Source organism: Lipingzhangella halophila (assembly GCF_014203805.1).
Lineage (GTDB): Bacteria > Actinomycetota > Actinomycetes > Streptosporangiales > Streptosporangiaceae > Lipingzhangella > Lipingzhangella halophila.
This window is the reverse complement of sequence record NZ_JACHJT010000001.1, coordinates 5186237-5203247: the sequence shown is the minus strand read 5'-3', so window position 1 is coordinate 5203247 and position 17011 is coordinate 5186237. Positions and strand designations below refer to the sequence as shown.

The following is a 17011-nucleotide window of genomic DNA, read 5'->3' as shown; positions in this document are numbered from 1 at the left end:
GAGTGTTCTGCATCACACGCTGTCACAACACTCGATCCCGTCCTGTCTTGAGGTTCGACCTCGGAAACGAAGGAGAACCGCATGAACCTCGCACTGTGGATCGCAGCCGGACTGCTCGCCGTAGTCGCCCTGGTCGGCGGCATCAGCAAGGCGTTCATCCCCAAGGAGAAACTGGCCAAGACCGCTGGCGGCGGATGGGCCGCGGACGCCAGTGTCGGCTTCGTCAAGACCCTCGGCGTCCTCGAACTCCTGGCCGCGGTTGGCCTGATCCTGCCCGCCGTTGTCGGCATCGCGCCGATCATGGTGCCGGTGACTGCCGTCTGCTGGGTACTGCTGATGGCCGGCGCGATAACCACCCATGTGCGCTACCGCGACGGCGCCAAGTTCGTGGTGCTGACCTCGATCTATCTCGCTATTGCGGCATTCATCGCATGGGGCCGGTTCGGCCCCGAGTCCTTCACCGGCTGACCGGCGATGTGGTAACGCCTATGGCGCCCGGAGGAGGAGAATCAAGACCTGTGGATCGGTATGCCACGCGACTTGCTGATCACCATCTGGTTTCTCGCCGGGGACTTAGCAGTGGCATCGCTGCAGATGAGAGCCGAGAAATTGCCGGGAGGGGCGCCCTGGTAGCGCTGCGATTCGGATCTTGGCCAGGAGTGGCCAACCTGAAGTCGGCCGTCGAATTGGTTCTCCTGGATCTCGTTTTACGGTTGCATCATTAACCGGTGTATGGCATGCCCGAAACTGCGCTTGAAAATGGGGTAGGCCATTATCCTGCCCCAAATGTCCGTCCATTCCGTGAGAGACTCGCTTTCACGCTCACCTTCATCGTGGGGCGGGCAGCGCTGTACCTCATGGCGGGTGGATCCGATGACTGGTCACGAGAGCGAGCCGTCGGCACCGCAACAGCGCGTCAGAAACCTCGTCGGCACGGCCGCGGCCATCGTGGGGTTCGTCTCCGCCCTGGTATCGGTCTTCGGGGATTTCGAGTGGTTCTTCAGGGTCGCGCAGGTCCTCGTCGCCGCCGTCCTCATTGGCCTGGCATTCCGGATCGTGTCGCACAGGGTTGGCCTGACGCGCGCGGTGAGCGCGTTCGCCGGACTTGCGCTGTTCTCCGCCTTGCTGATCGTCCCTCCCTGGTTGGCCTGGGGCGACTGCGAGCCCCCCGAAGAAGTGGTGGTGCTGGCCTCCGTTGAAGGGCGTGCGGCGGCAGAAGAGGTCACCGGGCAGTACGCCGACGAACGCGGCGAGCGCGACTGGCGCGGTTGCCGCCCGGTCACATTCACCGTTTTCGCCGCCCCGGAGCTGGGCGCCAGTGAAGTGCGGGAGCTGCTCGCGGCCGGCTGGCCGGCCGCCCCCGACACCTGGCCCGAGGCGGAGTGGCCGGACAACGCCCTGCTCTACGGCCCCCGCCCGCACATCTGGATCCCCGACTCCACGGCCGACGTGCGGATGGTCGAGGCGGCGGCCGACGATCCCGAGATACTGGAGCCGCAACCATGGACGTCGGCGTGGTCCACCCCGCTGGTCCTGGGGGTCCCGGCCGAACGAGAGCCCACTGCCCAGCAGACCGACGCGCAGACCGCCTACGAGGATTTCCTGAGCGGTGCGGCGAGCGGCGCCCGCGCGCGCCCCGCGGACTCCACCACCGCCTTGCTCCACACGGACCTGCTCTACTCGCTTCCCATCGGCAACTCGGCCAATATCGAGGCCGAAATGACCGGTTCCGGGCTGACCGGGACAGACAACTACGCGGTGCTGTGCGAGCTGCGGCAGGCCGTGGCGGACTCCTCCGGCCCGGACCCCGCCGAAACCGTGGTGTTCGCCACCGAACGCGCCATCTACGACTACAACACTGGTGCCGAGCTCGGGCCCGACTGCCCGGTGGAGGACGAGACGCCGCCGCAGCCGCTTTCCGCCGTCCACCTGCGGAACGCCCCCTGGCTGGACCACCCGGTCGTGCCGCTGGACTGGGGGGACGACAGCGCGAGCGCCGAAGTGGAGCGGTTCGTCGGCTGGCTCGACACGAACCGGGAAGCCCCCGCCCCCGCCGGTGGTGCGGCGGCCGACGCGTGCAGTGACATCGTTCCACGCGGCTACCGCGACATGAACGGCTGCGTCGGACCGGGTGTCGGGGGTACCGAGGGGATCGCCGAGGAACCGTTCGAGCCGGAGGAGGCTCCGGACTTCGCCACCGAGGATGCCGCCGAGGACCTCGAAGGGACACTGCGGAGCCAGGAACAGCTGCGGCGGCCGGTGCGCGCCCTCTTGGTCGTCGATCGCTCCGATTCCATGCAGGGGGAGCTCCCGGATCAGCGGGCGGCGTTCGACGTGGCCACGGCGCAGGCCGGAGGGCTGCTCCGGCACCTCGCCCACGGCGACGAGGCCGGTCTGTGGACCTTCCCCAAGGGAGACGACCGCGACGACACCGGGCAGCAGGAGCTCGTCGAGCCCGCGCCGGTCACTGACACGAAGGGGGACATTGAGGAGCACCTGGACAGTCTCGAACCCGACCGGGAGTCCACCCCGATCAACGACACGGTGCTGGAGGCGGCGCTCGCGCTGGAGGAAGACGCCGGCGGCGACGCCCAGGACAGCGCCGAGCCCGTGGCGTTCGTCTTCACCGAGGGCGTCGTCGGATCCGGGCCGGGGGAGGAGGGCAGTTCCGTCAGCGACGTACGGAGCGCCGCGGAAGACGCCTTCGACGCCGGTGCCACGGTCGAGCTGATCATGCTGGACGACGGTGGCTGCGCCGCGGGTGAGCCGGGGGGCGCGCTCGCCGAGATCGACGGCGTCAACTGCAGCCCGGTGGACCTGGGCAACGAGAACGCGGTCCCCGCGGACCGGCTGCAAACGGTCCGGGTCCGGAACTAGCTATGCGACGCGGCCGATTCCTCCCCGCGCTGGCCGGCCTCGTGGTCGGCGGATGCCTCGCCGCCGGGTGCTCGGTCCCGGACGACGACCGGGAACTGGTCCTGGCCACGCCTCTCGACCCGCGCACCCCGGAAGACCAGAGCGAGGGCATCTACCACCAGCTCCTCGACTCGGCCTTGGCGGAGTGGCAGGAGAACAACCCCGGCTGGGATGTCCGGCTGGTGCACCTGTCCGGGAACGCCGACCACCAGCGCGCCCAGTTCGCCGCGATCGCCCAGTCGGAGGGCGAGGTGTACGACGTCGTGAGTCTCGACACCCAGTGGGTCGCGGAGTTCGCCGAGAAGGAGTGGATCACCCCGATCAGCGGGATCAGTGCCGACGGAGGCCAGTTCGAGCCGGACAACTTCCTGGACGAGTGGATCGAGGCGGTCACCTACCAGGAGGAGGTATGGGCCGCGCCGTTCCTCGCGGACGTGGGGCTGCTCTACTACCGCGCCGACCTGGTGGACCATGCGGACCTGGAGAACGCCTTTTCGGAGGACGACGCGGCGGGCGCGCTGCTGGATCTCGCTGACGATGCGGCCGGCGGCGGGATCGACGGCTACGCCGGCCAGTTCGCCAACTACGAGGGACTCACGGTGAACGTCCTGGAACTGGACTGGGCCTCGGGGCGCGTCGACGACGAGGCGCTCTTCCCGACGTCCGGTGGCTCCTGCCAGCCGGAGAACGTGAACCTCGGGACCGAGGTGGTAGGGATCGAGCACCTGAGGCGGCACATGGCCACTGGCACGATCCCTTCGGACGCGGTGCACGACGACGAGCTCACGAGCCTGCGCCGGTTCAACGATGGCGAAGTCGCGTTCCTACGGCACTGGCCCTACGCAGAACACGTGCTCGACCAGAGTGGTGCCGGGGAAACCGGCCAGGACGAGGAGGTTCCCGGGCTGGAGTTCGCCGGCTGGCTCCCCGAGGAGCGGCAAGACGAAGCCTCGTTCGGCATGAGCCCATGGCCCGGCGGTGGCGCCCTCGGCGGCCAGAGCCTGGCGGTGGCCAGCGAATCGCGGGCGCCGGAGGAAGCCCGGGAGCTGGTTGAGCTGCTGGTCGACTCCGAGCGGCAGCGCCTACTCCAGGAGGCCGGGTTCGCCCCGACCCTGGAGGAGGCGTACGGCGCGCCGGGGACGGAGAACCTCAAGGCCGCGCTTGACCGCGCGCGACCCCGGCCATGCACCCCGTACTATCCGCGGGTGAGCCAGGTTCTCAGTGACGCCGTCCACGGCGGGCTGGACAGCACGACCCCCTACAGTCCCGACGGAGACGAACTGAGAGAGCGCCTCGACGACGCGCTCGCCGGCCGTTAGGCGGTCACCGGCGCGGCTCAGGGGTGGCCGCCCCGGCCCTCTCCCGCCTGGAAGCGGGCGATTCCGGGGCCGGCCTCCTTGAGGGAGGTCAGACCGTGGCGGAACTCGTTGGCCAGCGCGTCCTGCTCGTCGCGGCCGTGTTGTTCCAGAACGGAGGCCCGGTCCTCACGCAGACAGGTCTGCGGAAACGACGCGAGCTGGCGGGCGAGCAGCCCGGCCGCGTCCCGGGACTCGCCGTCTGGCACCACACGGTTGGCCAACCCCATGCGCAGTGCCTCGTCGGCGCCCACCGCCCGGCCCGTCAGCACCATGTCCATGGCCTGGCTCTGGCCGATCAGCCGGGGCAGCCGGACAGTGCCGCCGTCGATCAGGGGCACGCCCCAACGCCGGCAGAACACGCCGAACACGGCGCTCTCCTCAGCCACACGCAGGTCGCACCAGAGCGCGAGTTCCAGCCCTCCGGCGACCGCGTGGCCAGCCACAGCGGCGATCACCGGCTTCGACAACCGCAGCCGGGTCGGCCCCATCGGGCCGTCGCCGTCGTCGTCGACCCGGTTCCGCCGCTCGGTCGACAACGCTGCGAGGTCGGCTCCGGAGCAGAACGCCCCTCCCTCACCCCACAGCACCGCCACTGACGCGTCGGGGTCGGCGTCGAACGCGCGGAAGGCCGACGCCAGTTCCGCCGCCGTGGGGCCGTCGACCGCGTTGCGGACATCGGGACGGGAGAGGATCACGGTGCTGACAGGACCAGCACGCTCGACCCGGACAGCGGGCATGGAGACTCCTCGTTGGCTCGCGTCGTCCCCCCACCCGGCCAGGTTAGGGCAGCGCCGGCCGCTCCGCCGCGCGATCGGCGTACTCGCGCCCACAGGTGCGTACCGCGCTTTCGCGTAGCGGTGGCCCGGGGGAGCTGGACACGGGGAGTTTCCGGTGGCCGAGGGCGCACCGGGCGGGCACGGCGAGTCTCAGCCGGACTCCTCCGCAGCGTGCTCCGCCAGGTAGTCGATATAGATCGGCCGCAGTGCCACCTGCACGTCCGGGTCGTTCTCCGCGGCGAGGGCCTCATGGAACAGACCGGACGCCTGGGCGACGCTGGCGTCGCTGTGGTCCAGGTGTCCCACGGCGGCCTCGGCGGCCGGCAGGCTGCGCAGCAGCCGCCAGAAGAACGCGATGTCCCACCGGTGCCGCGCGAGCGCGACCGCGCGTTCGCGCAGCTCCTTCGTAGGCAGTTGGTCCAGCGATCCCAGATCGTTGCTCATATGCCCAGAACTACCCTTGATTCGCCACAGTTCACGCGGCTCCCCGGTGGTTACGCGGCCGGCCCCGCCACCGGAACGGTCGGGCCGGCGCCCTGCTCCGCGAGCGTGCGGCGCGCGGCGGGGCGCGTCCGGGGGTGTCGGCGCGCGGCGGACGAAGTCGTTAGTCTGATCGTGTGGTGTTCGTTTCACAGTCGCGGGCGTCCTGTTCGGGCGGCGCGCCGCTAGCGACGAAGGGCTGACCATGGGAACGTCCTCAGCAGTGCGGGTCGTCATCGCCAAACCGGGCCTCGACGGCCACGATCGCGGCGTCAAGGTCGTCGCCCGCGCATTGCGCGACGCCGGAGTGGAGGTCATCTACGCGGGCCTACGCCAAACTCCGGAGATGGTCGTGCACGCCGCCCTGCAGGAGGACGCCGACGCCATCGGGCTGTCGGTTCTCTCTGGCGCGCACATGACACTGTTCGGCCGGGTGCTGGAGCTGCTGGCGGAGAACGACGCCACCGACGTCACCGTGTTCGGCGGCGGCATCATCCCCGACGAGGACATCCCCGAGCTGGAACGCATGGGTGTGGCCAAGATCTTCACCCCGGGCGCGACCACTTCGGAGATCACCGAATGGGTGCGCGCCAACATCGGCACGGTGCGCGCGGCGGGATAGCGCCACGGGCGGATTTCCGCCATTCCACGGGGAATGACTCCTGTCGAGGGCGGCGGCTGAACTGTGACGTGATCCACGGGATCCCGGTGCGGCCCCTGGCAGTGGCCGGATACCGCCGCGGTTGGGACGTTGCGTGACTGGTCAACGCGGGGCCGGTGTCCGTTGTCAACAGCGGGGAGGGCTAAGCTGCCGCATGGTGCGGAAGGCTTCATGAGAACTTTATTCCAACGCGGCCAGCCCTTTGATGGTTCCGCCGCGTGAGTGACACGACCTCCGCAAAAGACTGCAGCCAGCGAGTAACAAGGACGGACCTTCGTGGACCTGTTCGAATACCAGGCGAAGGAACTCTTCGCGGAGTACGGGGTCCCGGTACCCCGAGGGAAAGTGGCGAGGACGCCCGAAGAGGCGCGTGCCGTCGCCGACGAGTTCGCGGCGGCGGGTACGTCTCGCGTGGTCGTCAAAGCACAGGTCAAGACGGGTGGCCGCGGTAAGGCCGGCGGCGTCAAGCTGGCCGACGGCGCCGCCGAGGCGCAGGCCGTTGCCTCCGAGATCCTGGGCATGGACATCAAGGGCCACACGGTCCACCGCGTCCTGGTCGAAGAGGCCAGTGACATCGCCGAGGAGTACTACTTCTCGTTCCTGCTGGACCGGGCGAAGCGGACCTTCCTGGCGATCTGTTCGGCCGAGGGCGGTGTCGAGATCGAGGAGGTCGCCGCCACCAACCCCGACGCCGTCGCGCAGGTCGAGGTCGACGCGCTGAAGGGCGCGCCGGAAGACGTCGCCGCCGACATCGTGGCCAGGGGCAAGCTGCCCGAGGCGGCCGCGCGCGGCGCGGTCGAGGTCGTGACGAAGCTGTGGGACTGCTTCGTTGGCAAGGACGCCCAGTTGGCCGAGGTCAACCCGCTCATCCTGACCGGGGACGGCCGGGTTGTGGCGCTCGACGGCAAGGTCACGCTCGACGAGAACGCCGAGTTCCGGCAGGACCTGGAGTCCCTCACCTTCGCCGCCGAGGGCGACCCCCTCGAGGTGAAGGCCAAGGAGAAGGGCCTCAACTACGTCAAGCTCGACGGGCAGGTCGGCATCATCGGCAACGGCGCGGGACTCGTCATGTCCACGCTGGACGTGGTCGCCTACGCGGGCGAGGCGCACGGCAACGTGAAGCCGGCGAACTTCCTGGACATCGGGGGCGGCGCCTCGGCCGAGGTCATGGCGAACGGCCTGGAGATCGTCCTGGGCGACTCCGACGTCAAGAGCGTCTTCGTGAACGTCTTCGGCGGGATCACCGCCTGCGACGCGGTCGCCAACGGCATCGTCAGCGCCCTTGAGATGCTTGAGTCGCGCGGCGACGACGTCAGCAAGCCCCTCGTGGTGCGCCTGGACGGGAACAACGCCGAACTGGGCCGCAAGATCCTGAACGACCGTAACCACCCGGCTGTGCGTCAGCTTGAGACCATGGACGGCGCTGCCGCTCAGGCCGCCGAACTGGCCGCGAAGTAAGGGCGAAGAGCGACATGGCAATTTTTCTGACCAAGGACAGCAAGGTGCTGGTCCAGGGTATGACCGGCTCCGAAGGCACCAAGCACACCCGCCGGATGCTGGCGTCCGGCACGGAGATCGTCGGCGGCGTGAACCCGCGCAAGGCCGGCCAGGACGTCGACTTCGACGGTACCGCCGTCCCCGTGTTCGGGTCCGTGGCCGAGGGAATGGAGCGCACGGGCGCTGACGTGTCGGTCATCTTCGTTCCGCCGCAGGCGACGAAGGCGGCGGTGGTTGAGGCGGTTGATGCGGGGATCGGGCTGGCGGTGGTGATCACCGAGGGGGTCCCGGTGCATGACACGGCGCGGTTCTGGGCGTATGCGAGCGCGAAGGGCAATGTGACGCGCATTGTGGGGCCGAACTGTCCGGGGGTGATCTCGCCGGGGCAGTCGAACGCGGGGATCATTCCGGGGGATATCACCAAGCCGGGGCGGATCGGGTTGGTGTCGAAGTCGGGCACGTTGACGTATCAGATGATGTATGAGTTGCGGGATATCGGGTTCTCCACGTGTGTGGGTATTGGGGGGGATCCGATTATCGGGTCGACGCATATTGATGCGTTGGCGGCGTTCGAGGCGGATCCGGATACCGATGCGATCGTGATGATCGGGGAGATCGGTGGGGATGCTGAGGAGCGTGCGGCGGAGTTCGTCAAGGCGAATGTGACCAAGCCGGTGGTGGGCTACGTGGCCGGGTTCACCGCTCCGGAGGGCAAGACCATGGGCCATGCTGGGGCGATCGTCTCCGGCTCCTCCGGCACCGCCGACGCCAAGAAGGAGGCCCTGGAGGCTGCCGGCGTCCGAGTGGGCAAGACTCCCAGCGAGACCGCGAAGCTCATGCGGGCGCAGTTCTAGGCAGTGTTTTTTGGGCTCGCTGTCGCTCGCCGGGTCGGGCGCCCCGAAGCCGGGAACCTTCGGGCACCTCCGGTGTAGCGCCCCGGTCGGCTTCGCTAGTCGCGGACGCCCCACCTGCGGACCCTCCAGAACCCCGGCGGCGCCCGAGCTATGTTCGTTGTGGTTCGGGTGCTGGAACTGGTTCTCCGGTCCCGGCGGCCACGGTCGTGCCGTGGTCCGTACCCGCCCCGTTTAAGTCCCGGTGTCCCCCGAAAGGGCGCCGGGACTTAAACGGGGCAGGGAACCGAGCGGTGGCCGGGAGCCCTACCACATCCGGTCATGGGCCGCGCGCCGACACGCCCGGAGCGGAAGAGGCGCCGCGGGCGCGCGCCTGGGAGCATTAGCGGCGTGAGCGCGCCGACACGTCCATCCCGCCCCCGGTCCCGAGACGACGACCATCCCCCGCCCAGACCGCAGGACGACCCCACGCGTTCGCTGTACACCGCCGGCGGGATGGCCGCGGCCTCGGCGGCCGGGATCGGCGTCGCCGTCCTCATGACGTTCACCGTGCTCGGTTGGGTGGCCGCGCCGCACGACACGATCGGCGAGGACATCGCCGACGTCTTCCGCACGACAGTCCAGGCGTGGCTCGTCGGCCACCTGGTCGGCTTCGCGATCCCGGGTGGGCACGTCTCGCTGCTCCCATTGGGTCTGCTCGTGCTGCCGGGACTGCTGCTGTTCCGCTCGGGCCGGTGGCTGGCGCGGAACTGCGGGCTCACGCGGCCGCGCCAGTCGTTCCGTGCCGCGCTGGCGCTGGCCGGCCCGTACGCGGCCATCTGCGGCACGCTCGCGCTCGTGGGGCAGACCGACGTCGTCCGGCCCAGCATGGTGCAGGCGCTCGTCGCCGGCTTCGTGCTGGCGTTCATCGCGGGTGGGTTGGGTGTGCTCCGCCAAGTACTCAAGGACGGGGCGATCTCCATCCGGAGGCTGCTGCGCCAGATGCCCGCCCGTCCGCGGTCGCTGCTCGTCGGCACGCTCAGCGCCAGCGGTGTGCTGCTGCTTACGGGGACCGCGCTGTTCGGCGTGGCACTGGTCGCCGGGTTCGGCGACGTCGTCGCCATCACCGAGGAGCTGGCACCGGGGGTGGTCGGCGGCGCGCTGCTCATCGTCGGCCAGCTCCTCTATCTGCCCAACGCCATCATCTTCGGTACCTCCTACGCGGTCGGACCGGGGTTCGCCATTGGCGCCGACACCATGGTCGCGCCGACCGGTGTCGCGGTCGGCGCGGTGCCGCTCTTCCCGATACTGGGAACACTCCCGGACAACGGCGCGGCGCCGGCGGCCTCGCTCGTCTTCCTCGCCGCCCCCTTCCTCGCGGGCGCCGTCGGCGGGGTGCTCACCCAGCGCAGTGCGCCCGCGGCAGCCAGCGAGGCCGCACCGCTGTGGGGACTTGGCTGCGGGGTGACGACCGGCCTGTTGTTCGCGGCGTTCGCGGCGCTGGCCGGCGGCCCGCTGGGGGCCGAGCGGCTCGCGGAGGTCGGGCCCTCCCCATGGCAGGTAGGGCTGGTCACCATGCTGGAGGTGGGGGTCGCCGCGGCGATCGCGGCCTGGCTGGCCAACTGGCGCTACTACCGCCGCGCCCGCCTCGCCGTGGTCGCGCCGACCGAGACCGGTGCGGACGACACCGAGGCCACCGAGCTCGCCGCTGCCAGTGCCGAGGATTCGCTGGCAGACCCCGAGACGGTGCCCGGTGGCGCGGATCGGACCACTCGCACCGCGGCGCGGCGCCAGTCGTGGCGTCCTCGGCTGTCCGGGCTGCGCAGGCGGCGCTCCGGTGGGGAGGCCGAGGAGGACGCGGCGGACCTGTTCGGAATCAGCTACGAGGCCGCGCCCGCCGCCGACGTCGGGCCGGACGCTCCCGGCACTCCGGACGACCGGGACTGACCGCCCCGCTGCGCCGCGCAGGGCCGGCGCTCCGTGGCCAGACCGCCGGGTTCCCTGTTCCGCCCACGGCTGAAACCGGATAGCAGACCGATCAGCTCAGTATCGGGATGCTGTCCTCAGGCACCCCGGAGCGCTCCGAAACGGCTTCGCGGAACGTGTTGTCGCAGGCCGTCTGCGAACTCTCGGTGTGCGCCTGCGTGGTGCACTCCTGGTAAGCGCTGAACTCGGTCCAGAACACCGCGTAGCCGGCGAGCATGAGGGCCGAGACACCGAGGCCGATCCACCCCAGAACCATGCTCATGACCGCCCCCGGAGCTGGTACGTCGCGCTCCCGTCCGGCGCGGCGGGCGCGTCGGCCCTGGGAGATGCCCACGATGGACAGGAGAGCCCCGAACGGTGGGAGGAGCAGCCCTGCGGCGGCGAAGAGGAGTCCCCACAGGCCGCCTCGTTCCACTGCGGGCTGCTGGCCCTCGGTACGCGGCTCGGTGGGCTCCTTGGTCACGTGATCTCCTCAGCAGCAGGTCGTAGGCAGCGCGTTTCGATGGTGGGAGCACCCCGCGCCGCAGTAGGGCGAGTCCTTGCGCCCCGAATGGGTCCTGTTGAGATAGACGCTACCGTCTTATCTGAGAGTGCTCCGCCCCCTTGCTGCTGACCAGGTTAGAGACCGCGGCCGTGGGGGAGCGCACCAGCAGGTGCACATGCTCGCCCGCTACGGTGAGTGTCATCAAGGAACGCCGCGGGCCGTATTTCGCCTCGTTCGTGGTTGAGGCCGACGCCGAACCGCTGCCGGAGACCGCAGATGATGTGGGCATCGATCTGGGGCGGTGCCACTTCGCGGCACTTTCCGACGGCACGAAGGTGTCCAACCCCCGGTTCCTACGCCGGGCCGAGAAGAAGCTGACGAAGGCCAGCGGGCGCTGTGCCGCAAGGCCAAGGGTCGGCGAACCGGGCCAAGGCCCGGAGCAGGATCGCCAAGGCGCACGTGCGCACCTGGACCTGTTCTGGGTGCGCAACCACCCACGACCGGGATGCCACCGCGTCGACCATTGTGCTCGCCGCTGGACGGAAACTCGCCAGAGCGCGGGAAGCGGAGAGTTGAAACGCCGGGCCCCCGCTGCGAGATCATGGCGAAGCCCTCGCAGTAGGGGCGGGAGGTGGGGTAAGACCACCACCTTTTCGGGAGTGGGGGCGCCGGCCCGTGAAACAGGAACCAGCGGACGCCGTGAGGCGCACCGCGCCGACAGCCGCGAGGCTGCGGGAATCCCCGGGTCCTCCCCACGGAGGACGTCAACGGGCCAGATAGGGTGACGAGGCGAATGGGGCCCACGCTGCCCCAACACCTTCGCCCGGCCTGTGGGCGGACCCGGCCTCGGATGCCGTGCGCCACGCCGTGCCGTCCGGGGAGGACAGGAGCGCAGACGTTTCCACTGCGCTCTCTGGTGAGGAGGAAGCACTCTGTCGGCGCGAGTAGTCGTTCTCGTATCAGGGGCGGGGAGCAACATGGCGGCGCTGCTGGACGCGGCGGCCGCCCCGGGCTACGGCGCCTCCGTGGTCGCTGTCGGGGCCGACCGCGAGGGCACGCACGGAATTGCCCGCGCGCGGGAGGCCGGTGCGGCCACGTTCGTGACGCCGTTCGCCGCCTATCCCGACCGCGACCGGTGGAACGCCGCGCTCGCGGACGAGCTCGCCCGCTTCGAGCCGGACCTCGTTGTCTCCGCCGGCTTCATGCGGCTCTTGGGTCCCGAGGTGCTGAGCCGGCACACCGTCATCAACATCCACCCGGCGCTTCTCCCGGCGTTCCCGGGGGCGCGTGCGGTACGCGAGGCCCTCGCCTACGGCGTGAAGGTCACGGGCGCCACCGTGCACTTCGTCGACGAGGGCGTCGACACCGGCCCCGTCATCGACCAGGCCACGGTGCGGGTCGAGCCCGACGACGACGTCGCGAGCCTGCACGAACGCATCAAGACGGTGGAACGGCGCATGCTGGTCGAGGTCGTGGACAGACTCGCCCGCGGGGGATGGACGATCGTCGACCGGCAGGTACGGCTCGAACCCGACCAGCCCACAGCGTCCCAGCAGCCCGGCTACGCAACGAAGGAGAACCGGTGAGCCAGCAGGCCATTCGGCGTGCGTTGATCAGTGTTTACGACAAGACCGGGCTTGAGGAGCTCGGTTACGGCCTCGCGGAGGCCGGCGTCGAGATCGTCTCCACAGGGTCCACCGCGGCCCGGCTCAGGGAGGTCGACGTTCCCGTCACGCCGGTTGAGGACGTCACCGGCTTTCCGGAATGCCTGGACGGCCGGGTCAAGACCCTGCACCCGAACGTGCACGCGGGCCTGCTGGCCGACCGCACCCGCGCCGAGCACCGCACCGCGCTCGACGACCTGGGGATCGCTCCGTTCGACCTGGTCGTGGTCAACCTGTATCCGTTCCAGGAGACCGTGGCCTCTGGGGCGTCGCCCGAAGAGTGTGTCGAGAAGATCGATATCGGCGGGCCCGCTATGGTGCGTGCGTCAGCCAAGAACCACACCAGTGTCGCCGTGGTGACCGACCCCGCCGGCTACGACAGCGTGCTCGAAGCGGTGCGCGCCGGCGGGTTCACCCTGGAGCAGCGCAAGCAGCTCGCCGCGCTCGCCTTCGCGCACACCGCTGGCTACGACGCCGCCGTGTCCACCTGGTTCGCCACGCGGTACGCGCCCGACGACGTCGCCGTGCGGACCGGTTGGCCCGCGTTCTACGCCACCGCGTACGAACGTGCGGCCACCCTGCGCTACGGGGAGAACCCGCACCAGGACGCCGCGCTGTACCGGGCCGACGATCCGTCGGGCCCCGGCCTGGCGGGCGCCGAGCAGCTGCACGGCAAGGAGATGTCCTACAACAACTACGTCGACAGCGACGCCGCGCTGCGGTCCGCCTACGACTTCTCCGAGCCATGCGTCGCCATCATCAAGCACGCCAACCCGTGCGGCATCGCGGTGGCCGACGATATCGCCGAGGCTCACCGCAAGGCGCACGCCTGCGACCCCGTCTCGGCCTTCGGCGGGGTCATCGCGACCAACCGCCCGGTGAGCGTGGCCATGGCCGAGCAGGTCGCGGAGATCTTCACCGAGGTGCTCGCGGCACCCGACTTCGACCCGGGAGCCGTGGAGGTACTTACCCGGAAGAAGAACATCCGGCTGCTGGTCGTGGGGCCGCCCGACCGCCGCGCGAAGCCCGAGTTCCACGGGATCAGCGGCGGCTCACTGCTCCAGGCGGCCGACACCATCGACGCGCCGGGAGACGCCCCCGACGCGTGGGAGCTGCGCGCGGGGCCGGCCGCCGACGCCGCGACCTTGGCGGATCTCGCGTTCGCCTGGCGCGCAGTGCGTGCGGTCAAATCCAATGCCATCCTGCTGTCTGTGGATCGCGCGACCGTGGGGGTGGGGATGGGCCAGGTCAACCGGGTCGATTCGGCGCGCCTCGCTGTCACGCGCGCCGGCGACCGGGTCCAGGGTGCGGTCGCGGCCAGCGACGCGTTCTTCCCGTTCCCCGATGGCCTTGAGGTCCTGACGGAAGCGGGCGTGCGGGCCGTGGTCCAGCCGGGCGGATCCGTCCGCGATGACGAGGTCATCGCGGCGGCGGAGCGCGCCGGGGTGACCATGTACCTCACGGGAACCCGGCACTTCTTCCACTAGTCAGCCACTCCAACTCACGCAAGGGACGGACGCCGTGAGCGCACAGATTCTCGATGGCAAGAGCACCGCAGCGGCTATCCGGGCGGAGCTCAACGATCGCGTGGCCGCGCTGCGGGCCAAGGGCGCAGTGCCCGGCCTGGGTACGGTCCTGGTCGGAGACGACCCCGGCAGCAATACCTACGTCGCCGGCAAGCACCGCGACTGCGCGGAGATCGGGATCGAGAGCATCCGCCGGGACCTGCCCGCCACGGCCAGCCAGGCCGACGTCGAGAACGCCATCACCGAGCTGAACGAGGACCCCAACTGCACGGGCTACATCGTCCAGCTCCCGCTGCCCAAGGGGCTGGACGAGAACCGGGCGCTGGGGCTCATCGATCCGGACAAGGACGCCGACGGCCTGCAGCCGGCGAACCTCGGCCGGCTGGTGCTCATGCAGGAGGCCCCGCTGCCGTGTACCCCGCGCGGCATCGTTGAGCTGCTCTCCCGCTACGACATTCCGCTCAAGGGCGCCGAGGTGGTCGTCGTGGGCCGGGGAGTGACGGTCGGCCGCCCGCTGGGGCTGCTGCTGACCCGGCGAAGCGAGAACGCCACCGTCACGTTGTGCCACACGGGCACTCGCGACCTCGCCGCGCACACCCGCAATGCCGACATCGTCGTGGCGGGCGCCGGGGTTCCGGGGCTGGTCACCAAGGAGATGGTGAAGCCGGGCGCGACCGTGCTCGACGTTGGTGTGTCGCGCACCGACGAGGGAATCGCCGGCGATGTGGCGCTGGACGTGCGCGAGGTCGCCGGCTACGTGTCCCCGAACCCCGGGGGCGTCGGGCCGATGACCAGGGCCATGCTGATGGTCAATGTCGTGGAGGCCGCCGAGCGGCTGGCCGGCCTGTGATCGATGGGCCGCCCGCGCGCCAGCGCGCGGGCGGCCCCGGCCGTGACCGGCCGGGCCCCAAGAGCCGGGCCATGCTGTCCCGTGTGGCAGCGGAACGGCCACGAGCCCGACACGTCCTGGCGGCGGGGGTGGAGCGGAAAAGCGCATGCACCCCAACCCGCTGTGGTGCCGGTTCCGGGCACGGCTCCGCGAGGCCGGCATCGTCCTCGTTCCCGAGCGCCGGATGGCACTCTGTGCTTCCTCCTCGCTCCGACGCCCAGCCGTGAGCATGGCCCGGGGCTGCAGGGCGTCCGGGACCGGACATCCTGAGGGGCCGCCACGGGTGGGCGTCGGCGGGTCAGCTCGCCTGGTACTCGCGGCCGGGGATCGGCATGGGGCGTACCAGGCCCAGGGCCACTACCTCGTTGGCCAGGCGGGTGCGGCGGTTCGGGCCTTCGGGGATCCGGAACTTCTGGTAGAGGCGGAGTAGGTGCTGCTTGACGGCGGCTTCGGTGACGACCAGGTCCTCGGCGATGTCGCGCGCGGTCGCGGGCGAGACGAACGCCTCGTCGGAGAGCGCGGGGCGGCACAGTGACGTGAGGACGTCGAGCTCGCGGCGGGTCAGCTCTGGAGCGGCCCCCTTGCGCAGTTCGACGTCGGGGTTGATTTCCTCGCGGGGCAGGCCGCCGATCTTGCATCGGGCGCTGCCGAAGCTGACGACGTCGCCCTCGTCGAGGACCCGGCGGGCAATAGGGCGGCCGTTGACGCGGGTGCCGTTGCGTGAGAGGCCGAGATCGACGACATAGACGTAGGGTCCGCGGCGTACCAGCTCGGCGTGGAGCTGCGAAACGCTCGAATCGCCGAGTTGGATGTCGGCGCCTCGTCCGCGTCCGACCGTGGTGACCTCGGCGTGCAGCGGCATTACGTCCCCGCTCTCCTCGACCCGGAGAAAGGGCCCGTCCACGGTAGTTCCTCCCGGAGTGGGGCGCGGTCGATGAGGAATGTCGCGGCGGGGCGTGACAGGGTGTTTGGTAGTGGATGTTGCTCGGTTGCCGGGCGCTGACTGGGTGGGGGTCATAGAGGGCTGTCCTCGCTCACCGTGGCACTCATCTCATGACGGGTTACCCGAACGGTGAGATTTCTACGCTCTTACTCGGGAGCCAGACAGTTCTCTCGCCGGGGTTGCGGTAAATCCCCGGAATAGGGGCACGATGCGGGTGAGTGGTGTGCCGGCCGATTCGGGGTGGAACGGGGCGGTGCGGAACCCGGGTTAACTACAATGAGTTTTGCTGTGGCCAGTGAGGATGTCGAGATACGCAAGATCCGCTCGGTCGTTGGCCTCGCGGGCGTCCCAGTTTCGGTCCGGAGTGCGGGCGTGTACCCGGACCGCGGCTCGAAGCATCCGGGCGTAGGGTCGGGATTCGAGATACGGACTGCTTAACGCGAGGTTTACGGTGAGCCAGAACGCGGTGGAGGAAGCGGTAGCACCCCAGTCACACTCACCCGAAGAGGAACCCGACGGGGAGGCCGGGCACGGTCCGGACCAGCCCGCTGCGGCTCCGGGGTGGCTGTCCCAGGTCCCTTACTTTCTCGTGCTCGCCACCATGGCGGCCGGGATCGTCATCGTCGCGGCCGCGTACTTCAAGCGGGGCCCCGCGCTGATCGCTGGTGCCCTGCTCCTGGGTGCCGTGTTCCGCGCGTTCCTGCCTCCGGAGAAGATCGGCATGCTCGCGGTCCGGACCCGGTGGGTGGATGTCGTCACGCTGAGCACGCTCGCCGTACTGCTGATCGTGTTGGCATGGGTGGCCCCGCAACTGACCGAGTAGGCGTCTATTAAGCTTGATATCGAGATACCACAGAGTCGATGCACGGAGCGCCGGCGATCCCGGCGAGCAGCCGGTGCGCTCGGTTCACGCCCGGGCGGTTCGGGGCTTTGCGGCGAGCTCATGGGGTGCTCAGGAAGCGCAGACGCAACCGGCGGACACTGCCACTGCCACTGTCATC

Annotated in this window: 16 protein-coding genes; 12 read left to right on the top strand and 4 right to left on the bottom strand. The window is 69.9% G+C overall.

Annotated elements, in window-relative coordinates; translation table 11 throughout:
* Positions 1 to 81: 81 nt before the first annotated feature.
* The 3 genes from F4561_RS23615 to F4561_RS23605 all read left to right on the top strand — a co-directional run bounded on the left by F4561_RS23615 (position 82) and on the right by F4561_RS23605 (position 4235).
* Entirely contained in the window at positions 82 to 468 is a 387-nt protein-coding gene (locus F4561_RS23615) for a DoxX family protein (protein ID WP_184581707.1), read from the top strand.
* 405 nt (positions 469 to 873) lie between these two features.
* On the top strand, positions 874 to 2877 hold the full coding sequence (locus tag F4561_RS23610) for a vWA domain-containing protein (RefSeq protein ID WP_184581705.1): 2004 nt from the start codon (positions 874 to 876) through the stop codon (positions 2875 to 2877).
* Between the two features lie 2 nt (positions 2878 to 2879).
* Entirely contained in the window at positions 2880 to 4235 is a 1356-nt protein-coding gene (locus tag F4561_RS23605; protein ID WP_184581703.1) for an extracellular solute-binding protein, read from the top strand.
* Between the two features lie 17 nt (positions 4236 to 4252).
* Here the strand turns inward: F4561_RS23605 and F4561_RS23600 are convergent, their stop codons facing one another.
* Both F4561_RS23600 and F4561_RS23595 read right to left on the bottom strand, forming a co-directional pair.
* Positions 4253 to 5011 carry a crotonase/enoyl-CoA hydratase family protein gene (locus tag F4561_RS23600; RefSeq protein ID WP_184581695.1) on the bottom strand — a complete coding sequence of 253 codons (759 nt, stop codon included), beginning with the start codon at positions 5009 to 5011 and terminating at the stop codon, positions 4253 to 4255.
* A 189-nt stretch (positions 5012 to 5200) separates the two neighbouring features.
* Entirely contained in the window at positions 5201 to 5494 is a 294-nt protein-coding gene (locus tag F4561_RS23595; RefSeq protein WP_184581693.1) for a hypothetical protein, read from the bottom strand.
* A gap of 241 nt (positions 5495 to 5735) precedes the next feature.
* Between F4561_RS23595 and icmB the strand changes: the two genes are divergently transcribed.
* From icmB to F4561_RS23575, 4 genes are all read left to right on the top strand, one after another.
* Positions 5736 to 6152, top strand: a complete 417-nt coding sequence (gene icmB, locus F4561_RS23590) for a coenzyme B12-dependent isobutyryl CoA mutase small subunit (RefSeq protein ID WP_184581691.1) — start codon at positions 5736 to 5738, stop codon at positions 6150 to 6152.
* A gap of 315 nt (positions 6153 to 6467) precedes the next feature.
* Complete coding sequence (gene sucC / locus F4561_RS23585; RefSeq protein WP_184581689.1) at positions 6468 to 7649, top strand: ADP-forming succinate--CoA ligase subunit beta; 1182 nt, start codon at positions 6468 to 6470, stop codon at positions 7647 to 7649.
* A gap of 14 nt (positions 7650 to 7663) precedes the next feature.
* The gene (gene sucD / locus F4561_RS23580) at positions 7664 to 8542 is read left to right on the top strand and encodes a succinate--CoA ligase subunit alpha (RefSeq protein ID WP_184581687.1); all 879 of its coding nucleotides are present in this window, start codon (positions 7664 to 7666) and stop codon (positions 8540 to 8542) included.
* 378 nt (positions 8543 to 8920) lie between these two features.
* On the top strand, positions 8921 to 10465 hold the full coding sequence (locus F4561_RS23575; protein WP_376773702.1) for a cell division protein PerM: 1545 nt from the start codon (positions 8921 to 8923) through the stop codon (positions 10463 to 10465).
* A gap of 91 nt (positions 10466 to 10556) precedes the next feature.
* Here F4561_RS23575 and F4561_RS23570 read toward each other — a convergent pair whose 3' ends face one another.
* On the bottom strand, positions 10557 to 10967 hold the full coding sequence (locus F4561_RS23570; RefSeq protein ID WP_184581685.1) for a DUF4190 domain-containing protein: 411 nt from the start codon (positions 10965 to 10967) through the stop codon (positions 10557 to 10559).
* A 170-nt stretch (positions 10968 to 11137) separates the two neighbouring features.
* Between F4561_RS23570 and F4561_RS34055 the strand changes: the two genes are divergently transcribed.
* The 4 genes from F4561_RS34055 to F4561_RS23555 all read left to right on the top strand — a co-directional run bounded on the left by F4561_RS34055 (position 11138) and on the right by F4561_RS23555 (position 15028).
* Positions 11138 to 11773 (top strand): transposase, encoded by a 636-nt coding sequence (locus F4561_RS34055; RefSeq protein WP_376773675.1) that lies wholly within the window; start codon positions 11138 to 11140, stop codon positions 11771 to 11773.
* 147 nt (positions 11774 to 11920) lie between these two features.
* Complete coding sequence (gene purN / locus F4561_RS23565) at positions 11921 to 12574, top strand: phosphoribosylglycinamide formyltransferase (RefSeq protein WP_184584093.1); 654 nt, start codon at positions 11921 to 11923, stop codon at positions 12572 to 12574.
* A complete protein-coding gene (purH, locus tag F4561_RS23560; protein WP_184581683.1) occupies positions 12571 to 14139 on the top strand; it encodes a bifunctional phosphoribosylaminoimidazolecarboxamide formyltransferase/IMP cyclohydrolase in 1569 nt (522 codons plus the stop codon). The genes purN and purH overlap by 4 nt, the downstream gene beginning before the upstream one ends.
* A 34-nt stretch (positions 14140 to 14173) precedes the next feature.
* A complete protein-coding gene (locus F4561_RS23555) occupies positions 14174 to 15028 on the top strand; it encodes a bifunctional methylenetetrahydrofolate dehydrogenase/methenyltetrahydrofolate cyclohydrolase (protein ID WP_184581681.1) in 855 nt (284 codons plus the stop codon).
* A 337-nt stretch (positions 15029 to 15365) separates the two neighbouring features.
* On the opposite strand, the gene F4561_RS23550 is transcribed toward F4561_RS23555, so the two are convergent.
* Positions 15366 to 15971, bottom strand: a complete 606-nt coding sequence (locus F4561_RS23550; RefSeq protein WP_184581679.1) for an FHA domain-containing protein — start codon at positions 15969 to 15971, stop codon at positions 15366 to 15368.
* 490 nt (positions 15972 to 16461) lie between these two features.
* Here F4561_RS23550 and F4561_RS23545 point away from each other — a divergent pair, with 490 nt between their 5' ends.
* On the top strand, positions 16462 to 16833 hold the full coding sequence (locus tag F4561_RS23545; RefSeq protein ID WP_184581677.1) for a DUF3017 domain-containing protein: 372 nt from the start codon (positions 16462 to 16464) through the stop codon (positions 16831 to 16833).
* The last annotated feature ends 178 nt before the right edge of the window (positions 16834 to 17011 follow it).